At 33.8% G+C, this 22,935-nt stretch carries 23 protein-coding genes; 5 read left to right on the forward strand and 18 right to left on the reverse strand.

The window, feature by feature from the left end:
* Positions 1 to 159: 159 nt before the first annotated feature.
* From NZ698_RS05800 to NZ698_RS05810, 3 genes are all read left to right on the forward strand, one after another.
* Positions 160 to 729 (forward strand): Crp/Fnr family transcriptional regulator, encoded by a 570-nt coding sequence (locus NZ698_RS05800; RefSeq protein ID WP_263002133.1) that lies wholly within the window; start codon positions 160 to 162, stop codon positions 727 to 729.
* A gap of 388 nt (positions 730 to 1,117) precedes the next feature.
* Positions 1,118 to 1,798, forward strand: coding sequence for a type 1 glutamine amidotransferase domain-containing protein (locus tag NZ698_RS05805; RefSeq protein ID WP_263002134.1), 681 nt, complete (start codon positions 1,118 to 1,120; stop codon positions 1,796 to 1,798).
* Between the two features lie 21 nt (positions 1,799 to 1,819).
* Positions 1,820 to 2,119: a putative quinol monooxygenase gene (locus NZ698_RS05810; protein WP_263002135.1), complete on the forward strand. Its 300-nt coding sequence runs from the start codon at positions 1,820 to 1,822 to the stop codon at positions 2,117 to 2,119.
* Positions 2,120 to 2,173: 54 nt separating this feature from the next.
* Here NZ698_RS05810 and NZ698_RS05815 read toward each other — a convergent pair whose 3' ends face one another.
* The 3 genes from NZ698_RS05815 to NZ698_RS05825 form a co-directional block, all read right to left on the reverse strand.
* Positions 2,174 to 4,057 (reverse strand): type VI secretion system baseplate subunit TssF, encoded by a 1,884-nt coding sequence (locus NZ698_RS05815; RefSeq protein WP_263002136.1) that lies wholly within the window; start codon positions 4,055 to 4,057, stop codon positions 2,174 to 2,176.
* A 19-nt stretch (positions 4,058 to 4,076) separates the two neighbouring features.
* Positions 4,077 to 4,517, reverse strand: a complete 441-nt coding sequence (locus tag NZ698_RS05820; RefSeq protein WP_263002137.1) for a GPW/gp25 family protein — start codon at positions 4,515 to 4,517, stop codon at positions 4,077 to 4,079.
* Between the two features lie 424 nt (positions 4,518 to 4,941).
* Positions 4,942 to 6,357 (reverse strand): APC family permease, encoded by a 1,416-nt coding sequence (locus NZ698_RS05825; protein WP_263002138.1) that lies wholly within the window; start codon positions 6,355 to 6,357, stop codon positions 4,942 to 4,944.
* Between the two features lie 142 nt (positions 6,358 to 6,499).
* On the opposite strand from NZ698_RS05825, the gene NZ698_RS05830 reads away from it, so the two are divergent.
* Positions 6,500 to 7,006, forward strand: a complete 507-nt coding sequence (locus NZ698_RS05830; protein ID WP_263002139.1) for a DUF4920 domain-containing protein — start codon at positions 6,500 to 6,502, stop codon at positions 7,004 to 7,006.
* A 49-nt stretch (positions 7,007 to 7,055) separates the two neighbouring features.
* Here the strand turns inward: NZ698_RS05830 and NZ698_RS05835 are convergent, their stop codons facing one another.
* Positions 7,056 to 8,165 carry a M14 family zinc carboxypeptidase gene (locus tag NZ698_RS05835; protein WP_263002140.1) on the reverse strand — a complete coding sequence of 370 codons (1,110 nt, stop codon included), beginning with the start codon at positions 8,163 to 8,165 and terminating at the stop codon, positions 7,056 to 7,058.
* An 848-nt stretch (positions 8,166 to 9,013) separates the two neighbouring features.
* Between NZ698_RS05835 and NZ698_RS05840 the strand changes: the two genes are divergently transcribed.
* Entirely contained in the window at positions 9,014 to 9,550 is a 537-nt protein-coding gene (locus NZ698_RS05840) for a helix-turn-helix domain-containing protein (RefSeq protein WP_263002141.1), read from the forward strand.
* Positions 9,551 to 9,605: 55 nt separating this feature from the next.
* On the opposite strand, the gene NZ698_RS05845 is transcribed toward NZ698_RS05840, so the two are convergent.
* The 14 genes from NZ698_RS05845 to NZ698_RS05910 form a co-directional block, all read right to left on the reverse strand.
* Positions 9,606 to 10,772, reverse strand: coding sequence for a proline dehydrogenase family protein (locus tag NZ698_RS05845; RefSeq protein WP_263002142.1), 1,167 nt, complete (start codon positions 10,770 to 10,772; stop codon positions 9,606 to 9,608).
* A gap of 65 nt (positions 10,773 to 10,837) precedes the next feature.
* Positions 10,838 to 11,767 carry a UbiA family prenyltransferase gene (locus NZ698_RS05850; RefSeq protein ID WP_263002143.1) on the reverse strand — a complete coding sequence of 310 codons (930 nt, stop codon included), beginning with the start codon at positions 11,765 to 11,767 and terminating at the stop codon, positions 10,838 to 10,840.
* 11 nt (positions 11,768 to 11,778) lie between these two features.
* Positions 11,779 to 12,705 carry a mevalonate kinase family protein gene (locus tag NZ698_RS05855; protein WP_263002144.1) on the reverse strand — a complete coding sequence of 309 codons (927 nt, stop codon included), beginning with the start codon at positions 12,703 to 12,705 and terminating at the stop codon, positions 11,779 to 11,781.
* A 73-nt stretch (positions 12,706 to 12,778) separates the two neighbouring features.
* A complete protein-coding gene (locus NZ698_RS05860; protein WP_263002145.1) occupies positions 12,779 to 14,257 on the reverse strand; it encodes an MFS transporter in 1,479 nt (492 codons plus the stop codon).
* A gap of 743 nt (positions 14,258 to 15,000) precedes the next feature.
* Positions 15,001 to 15,210 carry a gliding motility protein GldL gene (locus NZ698_RS05865; RefSeq protein WP_263002146.1) on the reverse strand — a complete coding sequence of 70 codons (210 nt, stop codon included), beginning with the start codon at positions 15,208 to 15,210 and terminating at the stop codon, positions 15,001 to 15,003.
* A gap of 7 nt (positions 15,211 to 15,217) precedes the next feature.
* Complete coding sequence (locus NZ698_RS05870) at positions 15,218 to 16,396, reverse strand: acetyl-CoA C-acyltransferase (RefSeq protein ID WP_263002147.1); 1,179 nt, start codon at positions 16,394 to 16,396, stop codon at positions 15,218 to 15,220.
* Positions 16,397 to 16,421: 25 nt separating this feature from the next.
* Positions 16,422 to 16,826 (reverse strand): hypothetical protein, encoded by a 405-nt coding sequence (locus NZ698_RS05875; protein ID WP_263002148.1) that lies wholly within the window; start codon positions 16,824 to 16,826, stop codon positions 16,422 to 16,424.
* The gene (locus NZ698_RS05880) at positions 16,823 to 17,206 is read right to left on the reverse strand and encodes a hypothetical protein (protein ID WP_263002149.1); all 384 of its coding nucleotides are present in this window, start codon (positions 17,204 to 17,206) and stop codon (positions 16,823 to 16,825) included. The genes NZ698_RS05875 and NZ698_RS05880 overlap by 4 nt, the downstream gene beginning before the upstream one ends.
* Positions 17,207 to 17,364: 158 nt before the next feature.
* On the reverse strand, positions 17,365 to 18,444 hold the full coding sequence (locus NZ698_RS05885) for a hypothetical protein (RefSeq protein ID WP_263002150.1): 1,080 nt from the start codon (positions 18,442 to 18,444) through the stop codon (positions 17,365 to 17,367).
* 79 nt (positions 18,445 to 18,523) lie between these two features.
* Complete coding sequence (locus NZ698_RS05890) at positions 18,524 to 19,219, reverse strand: hypothetical protein (RefSeq protein ID WP_263002151.1); 696 nt, start codon at positions 19,217 to 19,219, stop codon at positions 18,524 to 18,526.
* Positions 19,185 to 19,739: an RNA polymerase sigma factor gene (locus tag NZ698_RS05895; protein ID WP_263002152.1), complete on the reverse strand. Its 555-nt coding sequence runs from the start codon at positions 19,737 to 19,739 to the stop codon at positions 19,185 to 19,187. Before NZ698_RS05895 ends, NZ698_RS05890 begins: the two co-directional genes overlap by 35 nt.
* Before the next feature lie 114 nt (positions 19,740 to 19,853).
* Complete coding sequence (locus NZ698_RS05900) at positions 19,854 to 21,113, reverse strand: nucleoside permease (RefSeq protein ID WP_263002153.1); 1,260 nt, start codon at positions 21,111 to 21,113, stop codon at positions 19,854 to 19,856.
* 21 nt (positions 21,114 to 21,134) lie between these two features.
* Positions 21,135 to 21,734 (reverse strand): bifunctional nuclease family protein, encoded by a 600-nt coding sequence (locus NZ698_RS05905; RefSeq protein ID WP_263002154.1) that lies wholly within the window; start codon positions 21,732 to 21,734, stop codon positions 21,135 to 21,137.
* Between the two features lie 188 nt (positions 21,735 to 21,922).
* Entirely contained in the window at positions 21,923 to 22,870 is a 948-nt protein-coding gene (locus NZ698_RS05910; protein WP_263002155.1) for an electron transfer flavoprotein subunit alpha/FixB family protein, read from the reverse strand.
* Positions 22,871 to 22,935 lie beyond the last annotated feature (65 nt).

Below are 22,935 nucleotides of genomic sequence, written 5' to 3' on the forward strand. Positions count from 1 at the left end.
AAATTACGGAATTTTATGGAATTTATTGAGTTAAAAATAGTTTCGATTTTAGATGAAAGCGATATTAATTTTTATAAATTTTAAATCTAAATCTTGTCAGATCATCATCTTCTCTCTTCCTTAATTTTATTTAAATTTACACCGTATTAATCAACATTCATGAACAGATTACGACAGCATATCGAAGAAATAACCACCATCAACGATGAAGAATTTGAATCTATCAAAACATTCTTTACACATAAAAACGTCCGTAAAAATCAGTTTCTTCTTCATGAGGGCGACGATGTGCAATTTGAGTTTCTGGTTTTAGAGGGAATTTATAAAGTATTTTATCTCGACGAAAACGGAAAAGAACACATTGTACAATTTGCCAAAAAAAATTGGTGGATGACCGATTATTCCGGTTTCTTTAAGCAAAAAAAATCGACGATGTTTGTAGAATGCCTTTCAGATGGAGAAGTTCTGTGTCTTACTTTGGAAGGACGAGAAAAGCTGGCTGCAGAATTTCACACCATGGAGCATTTTTTCAGAGTAAAACTGACGAACGGTTATGTTGCACTGCAGGACAGAATACGACTTTTGCTATCCAGCACACCTCAGCAGCGATATGAAGAATTTTCAAAATTATATCCCGATCTCATGCTTCAGATTCCTAAAAAATATATTGCAGAATATCTGGGAGTCAGTAGGGAAACATTGAGCAGGCTTTATTCGAATACAAAATAATTATTTAAACCCTTTTGCATTTAAATCTTTGTCTTTCAAGAATAAGTGAAACGGCTTTGTAACCTTTATTTAAATGTTATTTTATAATTCTTTGTCTTTCCTTGTGTTTTTTTATCGCAAAGTAAGACAAGGATTTTACACTAAATTCTTTTTTAAGATAAACAGAGGCATTTCATTTAGCAAAGAAATACTATTGCTTTAATTTTTAAATCCCTTAATTACCTCTTCAAAATGCACAACCATATTTATAAATTTTAATTGATTTAAATATTCAAAGCTTAGTGTGATTTCGGTCACACTTTTTTTGTGACTTTCCTCCTTCAGTTGAGGCTTTGAACCGACATAAATTTGTTGTAGAAATTTAAATAAATAATTAAAATTTATACATATGAAAGCAAAAGTATTAATCATCGTATCCAACGCAAACGCAATCGGGCCAAACAAAAGAAGAACAGGAACTTTCTTATCAGAAGTTGCGCATCCTTATGCAGAATTTGAAAATGCAGATTTTCAAATCGATTTTGCAAGTTTAACGGGTGGATCACCATTTTTAGACGCCTTAAATTTAGCTGATGATCCTGACAATTTAAAATTTCTTACAGGAAAAGGTTGGGAAGATATGCACAAAGCTGCAAAACTTTCAGAAGTTGATGTCAATAATTATGACGCAGTTTTCGTTCCCGGCGGTTTGGCTCCAATGGTCGACATGCCGGAAAATGCTGAACTGAAAAAAGTAATCGCTGAAGCTTATGAGAGAAACGCAGTTGTAGGAGCTGTTTGTCACGGTCCGGTTTCTTTATTAAATGTAAAATTAAGCGACGGAACTTATCTTGTCAATGGTAAAAATATTGCTTCTTTCACCACAGAAGAAGAAGATAGCTATGCGAGAGCTGATGTTCCTTTCGATCTGCAGACTGCATTGACAGAACAAGGCGCTATTTTTCATGCTGCGGAAGCTTGGTCTGCTAACAGTATTGCTGACGGAAATTTAGTGACCGGGCAAAATCCTGCCTCTGCAAAAGGTGTTGGCGAAAAAATCGTTGCCATTTTAGAATCTAAAAATTTATAATTAAAATTAAAATCTAAAAAGATGAGTGAACAAGCAATTTACGTTTACGCCAAATGGCAGGTAAAAGAAGGAAAACTAGATGAAGTTCTTCAAATTTTGAAAGAAGCTTCCAAAAAAAGTTCTGAAGAAGAAGGAAATTTGTTTTACAAAATCCATCAGAGCAAAGCCAATCAAAATATATTGATTTTATTTGAAGGATATGAAAATGAATCAGCTTTGGAATTTCATAAAAACTCAGAGCACTATCAGAATCTGGTTGTGAAACAGATTGTTCCTTTGCTGGAAAACAGAGAGGTAATTGTAATGGATCAGATATTTTAGTCTTATTTAAATAAAAATTCCGGAAATAATTGATCTTCCGGAATTTTATTTTATTTAATTATCAAAAAAATCGATGTCTTCGTTAGATACCAAAACTCTGTATTCTATTCCGTCGATGGCTTTGGAAATGATTTGATTTCTCAGAATATTCGCCATATTTTCCCAATACACTCTTCCGTAAAACGAATAATTTTGCGGTACGACCTCAACGTCAACGGTACGCACGAAACCTTCTTTCGGTTTGTTGCTGATCATTGTTCCTCTTTTTACACGAACATCTTTTAATTCATCTTTCAAAACCATTCTCACATAGTTTATTACATCTTCCAAAGAAATAATTTTATCTCTCGTCGTCAATGCATATTTGTAAGCCTGAATACTATCCGAACCTTTCTGTTCTTCCGCACCACCGATGGTTTCGGTTAAAAGGATCAATGTTTGAGACTTTAACTGATTGGAAAGTTCAGTTCCCGGTCGCATGTGATTGGCAAAAGTACAATGGGTAATCCAGAACGAAGCGTAAGTATGATCGGTTTTTTCAACAGGTTCCATGATGACATAGTTGAGTTCCTGTTTGATGCTTCTTTTAGCGTTGTTTACTTTCTGCACCATCGATTTCATCTTGTCAGACATTTCGCTGAGCATTCCTTTGACGTTGTCCCGGTTTAATAATGAAAATGCTGCAATTTCGTCTCTTGTCAGTTCAAGAACATTCGAAATCATATCAACCGCATTTCTGTTGTTGAATCTTTCCATGCCGCCTTTTCTGACAGTGTACAAACCTTTTTTTAAATCATCCGAAGGTGTAAATGGAATTTCCGTGTACTTTCTTCCTTCCCCGTCCTGAACTTCATCTACATAAAGAAAATGTTCGCCTTCTTCGGTAATCAACGGAATATTATTTCCCATGATGTCGAGACTGTACTCTGTTTTTTTCCAGCCTCGGTTGTAAATGGGGAAAGCGTTTAATACAAAAGTAAAATTATCTAAAATCTCGGCCGAAAACTGCGGCGGAAATTCAAAAGTCAGCCACAAGAAGTTTTTCCCGTCAATATATTTCTGAATTTCTTCTCTTCCGTTTAAAAAATCCAAATCCTGAGGCAATGTTCCCGATTCCGAAAAAAGATCTCGCGAAAGTCCTGTTACTTCAATGAATTTATGATGATAAATGTTTTTTATATCCTGAATGATCTTCGTTTGAATCGATTGTTCATGAAAAAGCTGTTCGTAACCTTCTGCCTGTTCTTTTTTGAGATATGTTAAACCTTCCTTTACAAACAAAGGATTTCCATTACTTGAAACAGTAATGTAGGGAAGCAATTTATACACAAAATCTAAATGCTCAAATGCAGGATTTGAACAATACAATCCTAAAGATCTTGGAAATTTATCATTGGTATATTTTGAAACATTGATTCCTATCGTTACTTTCCTGTAATCAGACGGTCTTCCCTGAAACCTTGAAATCGGTATTTTATTTAGTCGTTCGTCTATGCTGTAGCAAGTATTTCCTACAAACATGATCGCAGTCTGTGCTTTGTTGGTTTTTACGCTTCCTATCGGTGTGAAAGGAATATTTAATTGTTTATCTGATTCTGATTTTACCGTAGAATTCATCTGCTTTCTGAAGAAAAATTCAGTATGTTCCAGCAGAACTTCCGAAGATTCAAAAGGTTCGGTAAATGCAACGGCATGTGCCGGAATTGGATGCGTGTAAATTGACGGTGTTAGAAGTTTCGCCAATTTTTCTAAAATTCTCGCATTGACAGTCTGAATTTCATTATTAGCCTTAAAAACTTCGGTACTGAAAGCATCAATTAAAAGTTTGACGAAAGGATCAAGCGACTGCGGACTTTTCAATCCCCAAACTTTAGTTGCGTTTTGCAGCATTCTCGCCTTTACAGATTCTTTCGAATAGATATTCTGATCTAAATTCATATTTGTGATAAGGTGGTGATTAATCGATTGACATCGGACTCAGAAAAAGTTCGGTAGAAAAACTGAAGCGTTCTCCGGTTTCCTCCATTTTTGCATTGATGGCAATCTTTACTTTTTTCTTGATTTCCGTATGCTCTTTAGTGTCGTAGTTGTGCTCAACGATTTCTACATGAGCATCGATCTGAGGCTGAACGATTCTGGGTTCAAAATCCTGAATCTGTTTTTTAAGACTTTTAATAAAAACATTTTCCCAGACAGCTGATGTAACTCCGTTATCGAATTCCAGACTCCAAACATCGTTTCCGTAATTTTCATCATATCTGTTTTCGCCTTTTTTGGTTGTGATCAAAAGCATAATGTTGTGGGCAATACTTTCACCCATATCGCAAGTGTCTATACTTCCACCTTCAGACATCAGTGTTGATGGCACAAAAGGCATCCGGTAATTTGGTGTGTCCATAGATATTTCGTTCTCTATTTTATTTTTTTGGTGTCATTAATTAAAATGAAATACCAAATTAATCATTTTCGGGAAATAATGCGTGATAATCTGATGAAACTTTATTAGGTTTTCGTCTTAAATGGCAATTCTTATTTAAACGCAAATCTCACAAGGATTTTTTGACTACTAACTGTTTTTAAGTTATACAAAGGCGTTTCACTAATAGAAGAGCACAAAGTTTTTATTACTTAAATAGTTTAGTGAAGAACGGATATTTTAAAGATTGCTTTCTCCTCCAGTCCTAATAATGACAAAAGCAGAATTCTTAACGAAATCTATAGCCCCGATTGAAGCGGCATCCTTTTTTGCAGTTCCCTGAGCGAAGTCGAAGGGAATTGCAAAAAAGATACAGCGGAAAGCGGGATTAAGCTCCTAAAAAAACTTAAACATCCATATTTTTATTTCTGTTGATGATATAATAGACGGGTAGTCCCAATAAAACGATCAGAAATCCTGGCCAAGTATATTGTTGTTTATAAATTAATAGAAGAACACAAAAAACTGTTCCAATTACAAGATAAATAATTGGTGTTACCGGATATAACCATGTTTTGTAAGGTCTGTCAAGATTAGGTTGTTTGAATCTTAAATAAATCACTCCAAAAACGGTAATCATGTAAAATAGAACGATGACGAATGAAATCATATCTAAGAGATTTCCGTACTGTCCGCTCAGACAAAGAACAGAAGCCCAAACTCCCTGCATCCAAAGCGCGTTTGAAGGAACATCATTTTTATTATTGTCTATCGCTGATTTGAAAAACAAACCGTCCTTCGCCATTGTCTGAAAAACTCTTGCTCCTGCTAAAATCAATCCGTTGTTACATCCGAAAGTAGAAACCATTACCAAAACCGCAATAATCACGGTTCCTGCACTCCCAAAAATATTCTGGGAAGCAGCAACCGCTACTCTATCATTCGCTGCAAATGCGATGGAGTCTCGGTCGATAGCATTTAAATAAACAAAATTTACTGCAATATATAAAAGCATTACAGCCGAAGTTCCCAAAATCATTGCTTTTACAACGTTTTTCTTTGGATTTTCAATTTCACCAGAAACAAAAGTCACACTTTCCCAGGCAACAGAACTAAAGACCGAACCAACCATTGCAGCAGCAATTCCACCCATTAAAGTCATTCCGTCAATGGATTTCCATCCTGTTTTTAGAAAGTTTCCTGTGGTGTCTTTATCAATATTGTTAAAAGCATTAGTTCCCAAGCTGGAATTTTCTGCTAAATGTGAAAAATCAACGAAAATAAAACCAGCAGCAATCAGGCCTAATAATGCTAATATTTTTGAACCTGTAAATACATTCTGAAGAATTTTTCCACTCTCTACACCTCTCGTGTTGATGTAGGTAAGCAAAAGAATAATGGCAATGGCCAACATTTGAATCCATGTAATTTTAAATTCCCCACTTTGAAAAATAGGTGCCGCGTCATTTAGCGAAGGAACAAGATAGGCTGTAAACTTTCCGAAAGCCATTGCAACGGCAGCTATCGTCCCGGTTTGAATCACCGTAAACAATCCCCATCCATACAGGAAACCCATCTTTTTACCAAAAATTTCTGTGAGATAAGTATATTGTCCGCCGGCTTTAGGAAACAGTGCTGAAAGTTCACCATAGCTTATTGCAGCTGCAACTGTCATGATTCCTGTGATAATCCAGACTACGATCATCCAGTAGCCGGAACCGAGGTTTCGCATCATGTCTGCGCTTACGATAAAAATTCCGCTACCGATCATGGAGCCCATTACGAGCATCGTTGCGTCCCAAAGTTTTAGTTTTTTCTGCATATTCAAATATTCCCTTCAAATATAGATAAATATGCAATTGATTTCGAATTTTGTTTTGAATTTGAGAAGTACCTGTTTTTTATCAACCTTAAGATCATTCGCAATTCAAATTTTATTATTAATTTTGGAAAAAATATTAAAAATGAAATTAAAATCCATATTATTTTTAGTCGCAATAAGTGTTTCTTCGTTAGCATTCGCACAGGAAGAGAGAAAATCTGGTCCTCCAGCAGGAAATGCAATCGTGGGCGATACTTACGGATCAGTTGTAGCTTCATCAGAATCTAAAGCGATGACTGTTGATAAACTTGCTAAAAAATTAAAGAAGGATAATAAAAAAGTTGAAAACGTAGCCATCAAAGGAAAAGTCGTTGACGTTTGCGATAAAAAAGGTTGTTGGTTAACGATTCAAACTGAAGATGATACTCAGTTTTTTGTGAAAATGAAAGACTACGGGTTTTTCGTACCAACCGCTTTGAAAGGTAAAAATGTGGTTTTGGAAGGTAACGCTGAAAGAAAAGTAACTTCTATCGACGAACAAAAGCACTACGCAGAAGATGCTAAAAAACCTCAAGCAGAAATTGATGCGATTATAAAGCCAAAAGAAGAGATCAGATTTGTAGCCAACGGAATCAAAGTTGTCAACTAATAATTGATAAAATTTAAAGGAAAAGCGGAACAAATTTGTTCCGCTTTTTTTATTCTTCTATTTTGAAATTGACTTCAGCATCTAATTTAGGATATTTTGTTTCGCTTATAAACTTTTTTCCGGTACAGTCGATTTCAAGCCAGCCCTTTCTTTTACTAACATTACCAACCTCCATTACAAAAGGAACAAATGATATTTCATCTTTTCCTTCCTCAAAAATTTCTCGGTACTGAACGGCAATATCTAAAATACATTCATGATCTGTATTCAACTTTACATTTCTGTAAACAATATCATAATGCGTTTCCTGATTTTCGGGAATTTCCAGATATTTTTCCCAACCTTTAATTTCAGATTTCAATTCGCTGATTGCTTTTAAGGCGTAATATAAAGCAATTGTATAATATTTTCTGGTTCCGTTTCTTGTATAATCCTCGATGAAATGTCCACCTTCAAATAAAATGGTCGGCATTCCTGCTTTGATGAAATTATCGCCTGTAGAAGTGGGATAGAACTCATCTGTATATCTTCCGATCTGATTGGGAATCAAATCTTTTAAATGATCATAAACCTGCCCAATTACTGCCATACATTTCTTTCTGTTTTCTGTAATGGTTCTTTCCTCATTTTCTGAAGGAGCTAAAAAGGAGAGTGTTGCAGGATGAATTCCGTCTGTTGTGAAAATCGTGCGTTGCTCATGAAGATTCAAAGCGTAATCATATTTTTTCTCAAAAGCTATTTTTTTAAGAAACTTAATTTCTACACTTGCTTCATTATAGAAATCTCTATTCAGATCAATTTCTATAGCATTAAGTCTCGTCCATCTTTCCGAACCGTCTGGATTTAATATAAAGATAAAATCTAAACTTATCTGACTGAAAAGTTCATCTTTCATTTGAGGAACTTTATCCAACGTTGTTAAAAGATCGAGCATTGCATGAGTGGCGTTCGATTCATTCCCGTGCATTTGTGACCATGCTAAAACTTTCATCTCTCCGTTTCCTACTGTCAATTTATAAATAGGTTTTTTTAAATAAGATCTTCCTATCTCGACAATATAATCACTGAGATTGGTCTGTAGGTAAGAAAAAAATTTTTCGGGAGAAATATAGCGATTTGGGAAATCGGGATTTTGGATATACAAATGTTCAAAATTCATCTAAACTCAATTTACAAGAGTCAAAAATAATGTTTTTTAATCATAAAATAAAATTCACATTTGTAATCTCATTAAACAATGTCAATTGCCAAAAAGTCTGTTAGTTAAATTGTGGATTGATAATAATTTAATTCATCTTGCTTAAAATATTTAAATTCAGTAGTTTATAAATTTTAACTCAAGAAATACAATAGATATGCTTTAAGTGTGAATAAGTGTAAATATCTGAAAATGAGTGTTATTATGTTAAACGTGTATAATGTGGAATACAGTTAAAAAATTAAACTTTACACAAATGTAAATAGCTGGATTTTTTAATTATTCTATTACTTTTTGAACATATAAAGAGCTTTAATTACCTGTTGTAAATATTTTATCAGTGTAATAAAAATTAATAAGATTCTTAGTCATAATATTTTGTTAAAACTACTTTTAATAAAGGCTTAGTAGCACTTATATAGTTTAAATAATAACGTATATATAAGAAATAACATACAAAACCAGCTATATAGCCTCTCTCCCACTCCATAGACGATATATCAGTTGCAAAATACTTCTAGGAGGCTTATGCAGTGAATTTAAGAACTAGATTCCCGAAAATTTTAATTAAAATTTTTAATTAAAAACCTTATCTCGAGGTTTACTTTAAGTGTAATATTAGTAGATGTTATCAATTATAAATAATAGGAAAATTTAAATATCATCAACAAAAATATCATAATAAACTGATAGTAAGAATATTATATAATTTACTTTTGTATATTCAATTTTATCAACATTGTTTACGTTTGTACTTTGCAATTGTAAACATTATTTTTACATTTGTAATAAGGTTAAAAACTTGTTTTATGAGTTTAAATGAGAGAATTTCAAAGGTTATAGAATACTCTAAGTTGAGTTCATCTGAATTTGCAGATGAGATCGATGTGCAGCGTTCTTCCATTTCACATATTACTTCCGGGAGAAATAAACCTTCCCTAGAATTTATTATAAAGATAAAATCAAGATTTCCAGAAATTTTGTGGGATTGGTTGGTCAATGGTGACGGCGAAATGCTTAAATCTGATTTACTGGAAACAGAGAATATTTCTGAGAGTGAAAATTCAGAAGAAAAAACGAAACCGACTTCGCTTCCCGATTTATTCACAATGATGAATGATGATGAAGATTTTGGAAACGAAGAAGAAAAAGCTGAAGAAATTTCGGTCGTGCGAGAATCTGCTATTTCGCATCAAAGTAAAGCTACAGAAAAAATATCCAATTCTCAGCGATTAGAAAAAACGAATGAACAAATTACCAATCAAGTTATTGAAAATCAAATCAATAAGATAAAACGTATTGTTTTGTTCTACGAAAACGGAAAATTTGAAAGTTTTGAGCCATAAAATAAAAAAGTCTGACCATTTTCTGATCAGACTTCAATTTATATTTAGAAAGAAATTATTTTCTTCTTCTATCAAGTTCTTTTTTTATCAAACCCAATTCTCTTCCGGTTTGTCCGGCAACCGAAGTATTTTCTCTAGCCCTTCTCGTCAGATATGGAACAACATCTTTCACAGGTCCATATGGAAGATATTTAGCTACATTATAACCCTTATCAGACAAATAGAAACTGATGTTATCACTCATCCCATAAAGCTGTCCGAAATAGATGTGAGGATTGTCGTTTTCTAAACCTTTCGCTTTCATTTTATCCATCACCAGTTCAGATGAGACCTCATTGTGAGTTCCAAAGAAAGCAGAAACTTTATCAAGGTGATTTAAGATAAAATCAATTCCTGCATTGTAATTTCTATCTGAAGCTTCTTTGTTTGGCTGAATCGGATCTGCATAACCTTTTTCTGCGGCTCTTGCTCTTTCCTTTTCCATATAAGCACCACGAACGATCTTATAACCAATGAAATAGTTCTTTTCTCTCGCTCTCTGAAGATTTTCTTCCATGTACTCCAAACGGTGGGTTCTGTACATTTGAATGGTATTCCAGACAATCGGTTTTTCCTGATTATATTTTTCCATCATCTCTTCACAAAGCTGATCTGCTGCATCCTGCATCCAGGATTCTTCTGCATCGATCATTACTTTCTTATCGTGTTCGTGACAGAGTTTGCATACTTCATCAAATCTCTTTACAACTCTTGCCCATTCTTCTTTCTGGCTTGAAGTCAGCTCTGCATTTTTTCCAACAGCTTCGTACAGATCAATTCTTCCAAAAGCAGTAGGTTTAAAGACAATAAAAGGAATTGCGGGATTTCCCACAGAAAATTTAATAATATCTTTAATTTCCTGACAAACACCATCAAAAGTCTCTTCATCTTCTTTCCCTTCAATCGAATAATCGAAAATACTTCCTACACCTCTTTTGAAAAGCTGCTTCACCGCTTTCATGCTTTCTTCGCGAGTTTCGCCGCCTACGAATTGTTCAAACAAAGTTTTTTTTACAATTCCGGTAACGAATGGGAAATTATTATGAACGGTGAAATTAAGGACAGAAGTTCCAAGACTTGTCAAAGCGGGCTGTTCGATCATTTTAAACATCCAATACGCTTTTCTTAACTGTGCATCTGTCTTATCGGCAAACGCAACTTTAGTATCGTTGAAAATGGGCATTCTTTTTATTAAATTTTGATTTTGGCAAATGTAAGAATAACCATAACGTTATTAAAATATATTTTCTACAATTTACCTTCGATTCCATTCAGCAACATTGCGATAATTCCAATGAAAACCCAGAAGCGTAATATATTGATTGTGATAAACTTACTTCGTTTAGAATAATTTAAAAGAAAATGAATACAGAAAATCATCACAAATAATCCCGCAGAAAAGTAATAAGACATAAAACCCGAAATCCCCGTTTTTGCGATCAGCTTCATTGAAACTGCCATTGTCAAAATAATCAGGAAAATAATAATAGATTTGGAAGTTTTATCTTTAAATGAATTGGGAATCGTTTTATAGCCAAAAACTTTATCTGCTCTTTTTGTCAATGTATCTTTCACAATATCAATGCAAAGAAGAATTAAAAATAAAAAGATTGCCATTAAAAGAACTTTCTTTGAAAAAGTCTCGTAATAAACCATCATTCCAAAGAAAGGATATAAAGTAAGGCTTACAAACGTCAGATTATTTAAAATTAAAATACGGCTCATCTTATGGCTATAAAACCACATAAAGAACTGGTAAACAATAAAGAATATCAAAACTCTGTATGAAATAAAGCTTGCAACTCCCAACGAAATTACTGTGAGACCAAGATATGCATACAGAAAATATTTTTGTTTGATGAAACTTTGAATCCTTGTTCTAAAAGGTTTTACGACATGATCTTTTTCGAAATCATAAAATTGGTTGATAATTCCTCCTGCTAAAATTGAGAGAACAGTACAGAAAATAATACCATGAACTTTAAAATCAAACACGAAATTCCTGAAAGATTCTTCCTGATTGAACAGAAAAAAAGTAGAAACGTACAATGCAAACGTTAATAAAATTGCAACAAAAAACCTTGCTCCTAAAAGAAAACCGACAAATTGGGAAAGTCTGTAAAACAGAGATTTGGAAACAAAATTCTTTTCCTGGAAAGTCTCTTTTTCAGAATTCATTCCCGGTATTTTTAGAATCTGTAAATCACTTCTTTATGGAAACCGTCAAGCATTTTTTCAGCCTTTTCGTAGTCTTTGGTGAAACCTAAAATATAACCACCACCTCCGCTTCCGCAAAGTTTAAGATAATAAGCATTAGAATCTAATCCTTTTTTCCATATGTTGAAAATGCTTTCAGGAATCATCGGACGGAAATGTTCATAAGCCCAATGTGAAAGCTTTTTAAGGTTTCTAAAGAACGGATTCATATCTTTTTTAAGGAAAGAATCAATACAAGCATTGTTGTAACGGATAAACTCTTCTTTCAAAGTCTTACGGAAACCTTCAGTCTTCATTTTTTCAAAGAAAATCTGAATCATCGGTCCGGTTTCTCCTGTAATTCCTGAATCAATAAGGAAAATTGCACCTTTTCCTTCCTCGCCTTTTGGAATGGCAACTTTATCTAAATTCTCTTTATTTTCGATAAGAATCGGTAAATTCATGTAGCAGATCAAAGGATCCATTCCGGAACTTTTACCGTGGAAATAACTTTCCATTTCACCAAAAATAGCTTTTATATTTTTCAGATCGTCTTTAGAAATATTTTCAGGATCATGTTTTGTGAAGCAATATTTTTCAAAAATAGCCGCAACCAAAGCTCCTGAACTTCCTACTCCATATCCTTGAGGAATGTTTGAATCAAAGAAAAGTCCCTTTGAGATATCATCTTTAAAACGGGAAACATCTAATCTGAAATTTTCTGGTAAATCTAAATTAGCCAGAAAATCAGAATATTTTTGTAAATGTTGATTAGATTTTTTTTCGAATTCCGAATCAGAATCTGAGAACTTCAATGTGCCTTTATAGAAGCTGTAAGGAACTACAAGACCTTGAGAGTCTTCGATCATTCCGTATTCTCCGAAAAGGATAATTTTAGCGTAAAATAAAGGATTTGTCATTTGCGTTTAAATCTTTGTGCAAAGTTAATGCTTTCTGCTCAATATTAACAAATTTTAAGCCATTTTAAGGATTTTACACTTTTGTTTTTAAGAATCTGATAATTATCGCTCCTGCTGCAAAAAAAGTAGACATCGCAATAAACGCATACTGCATATTTCCGAATTTCTGAATGATTACACTGAAAATAAGCATACCACAAATGATTGCAATTTTTTCAAGTACATCGTAAAAACTGAAATATGTCGTATTTTCCATTGAGTTCTCAGGTAAAAGCTTTGAATAGGTAGATCTAGACATCGCCTGCAAACCACCCATTACCAAACCAATCAAGCCTGCCAAACCGTAAAACTGTAATTGAAGGTTAGGATTTTCCTTATTTAAAGAAAATGCTGAAATACAACAAGCAATCCAAATAACAACAGCGATGGTAATTACATTTTTGTTTCCAATCTTTTTCGATAATCTTGAAAATAAGAATGCTCCGAAAATCGCAATGATCTGTATCACTAAAATGGTGATAATCAATTTATATTTATCTGCCTGTTTAGGGAATATATCTGTACTTCCAAACGGAACTGCCATCAGGAAAATAGTCTGCATTCCGACACTGTAGAAAAAGAAACTTAATAAAAAGAATTTCAAGCTTTTATCAGCAAATAATTTGCTTCCCACTCTGAATAATTCTCTGAAACTTTCTTTAGCAATATCTTTATAAAAGCTGATATTATCTTTTAAAACCTCAAAGAAACCACCTTGCTCTTCATGTCTTTTGAAGATATTTTTATAGTTTAATAATACCAAATCTTTTGGCAATTTATCTTTAACATCCCCAAACTGAGGTAAATGCTTGAAAGTATACTGTGAAAAGCCAAACCACCAAGCTCCCGTCAATAAAAAGCTTACTCTTATATAAATATTTGTTTGTTCCGGACCTTTAGCAACAACCTGAATCAACACCAAACAGATAATCAATAAAACGACTGATCCTAAATAGCCGTAAATATATCCCTTTGCAGAAAGTGAATCCTGTTTTTCGGGTGTTGCGATGTCTGGTAAAAATGAATTATAAAATACCAAACTTCCCCAAAAACCCACACTTGCCGTGATACTGAAAAGTAACCCAAGAAATATATTTTCCATCCCTGTAAACATTGCTAATCCCATACAAGATGTTGCTCCCAGATAACAGAAAAACTGTAAAAAGGATTTCTTATTCCCGATAGTATCTGCCAATGAAGACAAAAACGGAGATAGTAAAACAACCAGGAAAAATGAAATAGCATACGAAAAACTCAATACAGCTTCCGGCTCGTAGGTCTCGCCGAAAACTTTGATCATATTTCTCACAGGTATTTCCTGAACTTCATTCGCTGCGGCTACATATTCTTTTCTGTTGTATGCAGTGGTAAGAATTGTGTAGTAGATAGGGAAAATTGCAGAAGTTATCACCAAAGAATACACAGAGTTTGCCCAGTCGTATACTGCCCAGGCTTTCATGATCTTTGGATTGTTCTTGATATTATTTGTTGGTTGAATTTCAGTTTCAGACATTTTCAATCGAATTAGTTGCACAAAAATAGAAAAACCGTTGAATGTTCGGTTGTTTTTTGTTTGTTATTTTTCATATTTAGATAAGAATTAATAATGGATGTTCTTTTTATTTAATATTAATTTCTTTTTTGTCCGTCAGAACTTAAAGATATCCCTCTTTTTTAGGATTACTTCGTCGGAAGTTCCGACAGTCTCCCTTTGTTTAGATTCTCTCCGTCGGAATTCCCGACGGTTCAAAACACTTTAGGTTTGCCTCGTCGGAGTTCCCGACAGCTTCCCTCTGTTTCGGTTCTCATCGTCGGAAGTTCCGACGGCGTGATCCTCTTTTGGTTTTGATTGTCGGAAGTTCCGACGGCATAACAATATTTGAAATTAAAGGAGGAATTTCAGCATTTATTTTTTTTAATTAAATGAATGTATTTTTGGGTGGAAAATGTAGGGTTTTAAGATGTCGCTCCTACGGAGTTCAGCCGTAAAATCGATATTATTCTACAAACGTTTTGCTCCTACGGAGCATTTATATTTATTCATTTTAATATGTTGTACGTTTCCGAAAATTTAGCGCTTATTCAGTTCTCATTATTATAAGTTTTGGCTAAAGCCAATCAGACTTTATACATTATCAAAATAGGCTAAAGCCCATTCCCATTGATATAATAAAAGTGATCAATTCTTTTATAAAGCTTAAAAACAAAAGCCAAAAACAAGTATGCTTTTGGCTTATATATTAATCGTAAAAAATTTTATTTATTTAAAAAATCTTTAAATCTTTGATTCGTCAGAACTTTAAAGATAATCAGCAAAATACCCAATCCTTGAATTACTGAACCTATTGTTAAGCAAATATTGCCATTAAACGGTCCAAATGAAAAGTGCGTAATTTTCAGCCAAGCTCCAAATAATGTAATAAGGAAGCCTACCAAAAAGATTATTATGGCGTATTTTGCTTTCATAAGTTTCTTACATATTTTCAATAACAATAGCAGAAGCTCCGCCACCACCATTACAGATAGCTGCAGCACCGTATTTTCCGTTGTTTTGTTTTAAAACATTGATCAGCGTAACGATGATTCTTGAGCCTGAACTTCCAAGCGGGTGTCCCAAAGCTACCGCACCACCGTTTACGTTTACTTTAGCAGCATCCAATCCTAAAATTTTATTGTTTGCCAAACCAACTACAGAAAATGCTTCGTTGAATTCGAAGAAATCAATATCTGAAATCTCTAAACCTGCTTTTTTAAGAGCAATTGGTAACGCTTTTGAAGGTGCGGTTGTGAAGTCTTCAGGCTCCTGAGCTGCATCTGCGTAAGAAATAATCTTTGCTAAAGGCTTCAATCCTAATTCCTCCATTTTCTCTTTTGAAACAAGAATCAATGCAGAAGCACCGTCATTTAAAGTAGATGCATTCGCTGCTGTAACGGTTCCGTCTTCTTTTTTGAAAACTGTAGGAAGTGTAGGAAGTCTGTCGAAATTTACTGCTTTGTACTCTTCATCTTCAGAAAAAATGATCGGATCTCCTTTTCTTTGCGGAATCGAAACAGGAACTACCTCTTCAGAAAATTTCCCTTCGCTCCAAGCTTTTGCAGATCTTTTGTAAGATTCGATTGCAAAATTATCCTGATCTTCTCTTGTGAAATGGTAATCTGCAGCACATTTTTCTGCGCAAACGCCCATATGAACTTTGTTGTAAACATCTGTAAGACCGTCTAAAACCATTCCATCCTGCATTTTTACGTCGCCTAACTTTGTAGCGTTTCTTGCATTGTAGTAATGCGGAACTGAAGACATATTTTCCATACCGCCTGCAACGATAACGTCTGCGTCACCTGCTTTGATTGCCTGTGCAGCCATTGTTACCGCTTTCATTCCTGAAGCGCACACTTTATTGATCGTTGTAGACGGCGTTTCGTTTGAAAGTCCAGCTCCCAAAGCAACCTGACGAGCCGGAGCCTGTCCTTCACCTGCCTGTAACACGTTACCCATATAAATTTCCTGAACGTTTTTAGGATCAAGATTGATCTTTTCTAACGCTCCTTTTACGGCAGCTGATCCCAATTTTGTAGCAGGAACTGTAGATAAGCTTCCCATAAAACTTCCCATTGGCGTTCTTACTGCGGAAACTATGAATACTTCTTTCATATTTTTTTATTTATTTAATTTTAATTTATTCTACTCTTTCAAGGATGATTTCTTCCGTTTTATTATAGTTTACAGTTTCTATTTTCAAGAACTGATGATCTGTTTCTACAACTTTGTAGGTTATTACATCACCTATTCTCATCGGATATTTTCCATCTGTTTTTGCCGTAACTGTTGCTTTATAAGTACAGTTGTCTAGAAATTCAATTTTATATTTGATGTAATCTTTATTATTGTTAAAATATTCTCGCTGCGAATCTTTTTTAATAACGATATTCCATTTTTTAGCAGAATCTCCTTCTTTGATAAATTTCCCTTCTTTTATGAGATGACATTTTGCGGGATTGTCCGGAAGAAGAAAATGCTCCTGAGATTTCATTTTAGATGAAGAAAAAATGAATATGATTGCTAAAATTGTGTATGCTTTCATATTTTTTTCTTCGTTGCAAATAACATAATGATAGCTCCTAAAAACTCTACAGCCCAACCCCATTTTAGCTTTACTGTTGCGGCTAAAGTTTCTGTCCATGATTTGAAAGGAAGAAAACTGAAATAACTAAAAGCTTGATATTTTGTCGCAAAAATGGTAAACAGAAACAACAGAAGTAGTAAAATACTAAAAGTTTTAACGATTTTCGAATTATCATTCATAATTCCAAACAATGCAATTGCCGAGAAAACCCAACAAGCGATTGCCAGATAATGGTCTACTTTCCAGTAATTCCAATTCCCGATAACAGGAACATGAACGAGCGGAAGAAAACTTCCAACGATCACCAAAATCAATCCAACTAACTGTATATTTTTCATCTTTTTATAAGATTCTTAGAAAGCCAAAGTACAAAAAAAAACACACTTAATGAAGGTGTGTTTTAAAATCAAATAATTGATTACTAACTGTTAATATTGACAAAATATTTAATTAAAAATTAATTATTATTTAATACAATTTAAATTCAGATGAATACTTAAAAATTAATATACAATAATTCTAAACCAATCTGAATCCCATATTTGTTATTTATTTTGGCATTTTCATTAAAAATCGAAGTAAAATCTTTCTTTATGAAAATATTCAACGCACCATATCCGAGAGATAGTTTACCACCTAAAAGGAAGTTATTGACAGATCCATCGATATTTTCTCTGTAGCTTGTTCTATGATCTTCAAAATTCTTGTATATAATTTGATTTTGACTTAAATATCTTACGCCTCCATAAACTCCGGCTGAAACTCTGAAATTTCCTTTGGAATTATCCAACATTCTCACATCGTTTTCAGTAGTATATTTAGGATTTAAAACAAAAACAAAATCAATAGGAACAGTCACATAATAATTAGAAATTCTTGATTTTTTTAAATTCCCCTGAGTAAAATCCGAAAGATAAATCTGTCGGTCCTGCTGTACGAAAACTTTAGAATTATCTAAACCATAAGTATCAGTTCTCAAACCCAATCCGATTCTATAGAACACAGGAGAAGTAAGCGAACCAAATTGTCTTGTCGCACGATATTCGATAACGTACGATGAAGATTTTCCAAATTTGATCTCAGATCTGTTTGCCAAATTCAGAGAACCGGCAGAATTTGTAAGATTTGCAAAAGCAAAAGATATATTTAAGTCATTTTCCTTTAATAATTCTTTTTTAGTCTTTTTTTGATCTTTAAAACTAAGAATTGCATTATTCTGGGCAAAACCGATCTGGTCAAAAACCTTTCCTTTTCCCATTACAGAACTTTTTACCATTTCCTTGGTAGCATTTTCTAAATTACCTTTCTCGTTATCAACTTTTTCATTGATAATCTGCTCGTATTTTGTGGCAACTTCATTTCTCTGTTTCTGCTTTTCTTCTGCCGATAATTTATTCTCTTTAAAAGTTTTATCTAAATTATCAAGCTCAGTATTCATTTTAGCTTTTTCAGAGACGATAATACTATCAATTTTTTTGGAATAGTTTCTCATATGGATGTCAGTATAAGGATTTTCCTGAGCATTTGCATAGGAAAACGCAATAACAGCAGCGAGTAAGGCAATTTTAGTTTTCATATTTAGTAATTATTTTTAGACATTATTTTACTTCTGCAAACTATTGTAGCAGTATTTTTTATTTGAAAAGTTTATTAATTTATTTAGGATCTACATAAACACTTACTCCCAGAACCGTAACATTACCAAAATTAGGAAGCACTTTATTAAGATGGATAACACCGAAATTTCTACTGTCCATATTAGCATTTTCACGGGATTTGTCAAGTTCTCTTCCCAATAAAAGATCGTTTGCGCTTATGTAGCTGATTTTCTTTTTATCTAAGGTTACAGGATTCATCTTATTTTCAACAATTGCAGGTTGATCAATTATGTTTTCTGGTTGATTCATAGCAATTTTTGGTTCTACAGGTTCTAAAATTTGTGGTTTGATAGTTTCTTTTTGTGGTACTAAATCATTTTTGTTATTATGTTTTACTTTCAGATCCGTTTCTTTGAAATTATTCGCAACAGTTTCTACTATTGGATTTTCTCCTTGAGGAATTATTTCTGAATGAATCTCTGTTTCTAATACTTCCTTTTTAAGATTCTGTTTTACGATATAGTCTGTTTTTTCAGTATTAAAATCTCTGTTATAATAGATCAATGTTCCCAAAGAAATCAGTAATAAAAAAACAGCTGCATATTTCCACCATTTAAGAGAGAAAGATGATTTCGGAAGTGATGCAGACCCTTTTTCCAAATTTGCATCGATCTGATCCCAGAGGTTTGCAGAAGGCTTTATTTCGAGCTCTTCGTACTCAGATTTTAGCTGTTTCAGTATTTTTTTGTCCATTTTCTTTTGCTTTTAAATAATCAGCAATCCATTTTTTGGCTTTGCTCAACTGGCTTTTGCTTGTGCCATCTGAAATATTAAGAATTTCAGCAATTTCCTGATGCTTTTTGTCTTCAAATACATAAAGATTAAATACCAGTTTATATCCTTCAGGCATTTGAGAAAATATCTCTTCGAGATTAATTTCATTTAGTCTCTCATCAATCTCATCGTCTGCAAGATCATCAGCAATCTCAATATCTGAATAAAGAATATTTCTGTTTTTCCTGACAAAAGTGATAGAATCGTTTACCACAATCTTTCTCAGCCAAAACGGAAAACTCTTCCATTCTTTACAATCTTCTATTTTACTGAAACATTTTAAAAAAGCATTCAATAAAATGTCTTCAGCGTCATGAATATTATTCGTATAAGAATTTGCAACTGCCAACATTTTAGATGAAAACAATTCGTAAAGAGCTTTCTGGGCTCTCCGGTCTTGTTTTTTGGCAAGTTTAAAATTCTCTTCTAAATTCTTCATGTATCGGTTTCTATCTATAAGACGGCAAAAGTTTGAAATGGTTGCCCGAAAATAAAAAAAATTGCACTTTTTTTCAAAAGTGCAATTTATATTTTGACAATCGGTGATTTAAAATTAGTGATTAACAGTAGCAATAGCTTCCGGATCGTGTTTATGTTTGAAGAAAATAGCAAACAAAATGGTAATTAATAATGCATAACCTGCGAAAATGAGCCAGATCTCGTGCCACATTTTATCTCCGTTTTCTAAAGTGAAGAAGTTCGAAATAATCCAACCGCTCCCGAAACTTCCCGCTATAGCTCCAAAACCATTGGTCATCATCATAAATAAACCCTGTGCAGAAGAACGAATTTTATAATCTGTTGTTGTTTCCACGAAAAGAGAACCTGACACATTGAAAAAATCGAATGCCATTCCGTACACGATGCAAGAAAGTATGATTAAGCCAAGTCCAAATCCGTAAGGATCGCCATAAGCAAAGAATGCAAAACGTAAAACCCAAGCAAACATTGAAATCAACATTACATTTTTAATTCCAAATCTTTTTAAGAAAAACGGAATTGCAAGGATAAATGCAGTTTCAGAAAACTGTGAAATTGACATAATCAATGTAGAACGTTTCACTACAAAACTCTCTGCATAAGCCGGATTTTTACCAAAATCTGATAAGAAAACGTCTCCATACATATTCGTTAACTGCAAAGCAGCTCCCAAAAACATTGAAAATATGAAAAACAAAGCCAATTTGGAATTTCCAAAAAGTTTAAAAGCATTCAGTCCTAATTTTTCAGCCAGTGATGCATCTTTTGGGATAAGACTTTGCGGTTTACAAGGAGGTAAAGTAAATGAGTAAATAGCCAAAATCACAGCGAAAGCCGCCGCAATATAGAATTGGTTTGCTGAAGCTTTATTATCAGTCAAATTGGTAATCCACATTGCTGCAATGAAGCCTAAAGTTCCCCAAACTCGAATTGGCGGAAAAACTTTTACTACATCAAAATTATTATTCTTTAATACATAATATGCAATAGAATTTGAAAGCGAAATTGTTGGCATATAAAAAAGCATTGCAACCAACATCACCCAAAAAAATGTTGTGGGATTATCTACTTGCGGCAAATAAAGTAAAGTGATGGCATATCCCAAATGTAAAATTCCATACAATTTTTCGGCATTCATCCATCGGTCAGCAATGATTCCGGTGATTGCAGGCATGATAATGGAAGCTATTCCTAAAGTTGTAAAAACAACTCCAAATTCTTCACCACCCCAATGCATTGTACCAAACCAATAATTGGCAAAAGTAATAAGCCACGCTCCCCAGACAAAGAACTGAAGAAAGCTAAGAATGGTCAATCGTAATTTTAAATTCATCGTGTATTTATAATATTTCTATTAATCAATTTTCTTTTTTCTTCTTTTGATCTCCTCCTGAATTTCAAGAGCAGTATCAAAGTCTTCTTCTTTCACAGCTTCATCCAATAGCTTTTGAAGCTCTTCCATAGAAACATTTTTCATACTGTCTTCATCTTGAATGGTTTCGGAAAAAGCTTCCTCTTCTTTTGCGGTTTCTTCTAATTCAAGAAGAATTCCTGCCTCATTCAAAACTTGCTGAGTAGTAAAAATAGGTGCATCAAACCTTACCGCCATCGCAACGGCATCAGAAGTTCTGGCATCCAGGATCAACTCCTCTTCGTTTAGTTTATTTTTAAAATTGATATTTGAAAAGAAAACTCCGTCAACAATCTGATAAATGATAACAGATACCAATTCAAACTGTGCAGAAACTATAAATTTTGTAAATAAATCGTGAGTAAGTGGACGTGGCGGATGAATGTCTTTTTCAAGGCCTAATGAAATGGATTGTGCCTCGAAATTTCCTATAACAACAGGTAATTTAATGTGTGTTTCCTCATGTTCCAATAACAATGCGTAAGCTCCCGATTGGGTCTGGCTGTACGATATTCCGCGAATGATTAGCTGTTTATAATCCATGACTACAAATATAAATTAATTTTTTATTGTAGGTTTTACTTTTTAGACAAAAATAAAAGCCCGGAAGCCGAGCTTTTATCTATGAATTGTTATAAAGTGAATAGTAAATTTTATTTCATAAGTCAATTTTGCTGTGCAAGTGAATTTTAAAAATTGACAAGCAAAGCGAATTGACAATTCACAATTGCCTATCCTTTAAGTGCTTTGATTTTCTCGTTCAATGCAGGAAGAATCTGAAAAGCGTCTCCAACTACACCGTAATCAGCAGATTTGAAGAACGGAGCTTCCGCATCACTGTTGATTACTACAATTGTTTTAGAAGAGTTTACACCAGCCAAATGCTGAATAGCTCCTGAAATTCCGATTGCAATATATAAATTTGGAGAAATTGCCTTACCTGTTTGTCCAACGTGTTCTGTGTGAGGTCTCCATCCGATATCTGAAACCGGTTTTGAACAAGCTGTAGCAGCACCTAAAGTATTAGCTAAATCTTCTACCATTCCCCAGTTCTCAGGACCTTTCATTCCTCTACCTGCAGAAACTACTACTTCAGCTTCTTTAAGATCTAGTTTCCCTGAACTTTGCTCATGAGAAATCACTTTTGTATCTTCATTGGCTACGGAAAGATTTTTCACTTCTTCAGAACCTGAAACTGCATTTTCTTTTACACCAAAAGCATTCTGAGAAACGGTAAGAATTACACCTTCTCCTTCAGCTTTTGCATGCATAAATCCTTTTCCTGAAAAAGCTTTTCTTTTTACCTGAAATGGAGACTGGCTTTCCGGTGCTTCCAAAACATTTGTAATTAAAGAGAAATTCTTCATCACAGCCAACATGGGTGCTACTGAAGAAGCATCTGTAGTGTGAGGGAAAACAAGAATATTTCCGTCAGCAACTTCACTTACAGCCTGAGCATAAGCTTTTGCGGAGAAATTTTTAAGACCTTCGTCTTTAATGTTGATTACGTTTGTTGCTCCATATTTATACAATAAATCTGAAGAATCTGTAGGGTTTACAGAGATTGCTGTAACTGTTTCGCCAGCTTGATCTGCAACTGCTTTAGCGTAAGAAACTGCTTCAAAAGCTGCTTTTTTGTAAACTCCGTTTATATTTTCTGCGTATACGAATACTGCCATTTTTTAAAATTTTTAAATTAAAGGTTTTGGTTTAGGCTAAGATTTAGAAATTTAAACCTCTTACT

It is taken from the genome of Chryseobacterium edaphi (assembly GCF_025628985.1).
Lineage (GTDB): Bacteria > Bacteroidota > Bacteroidia > Flavobacteriales > Weeksellaceae > Chryseobacterium > Chryseobacterium edaphi.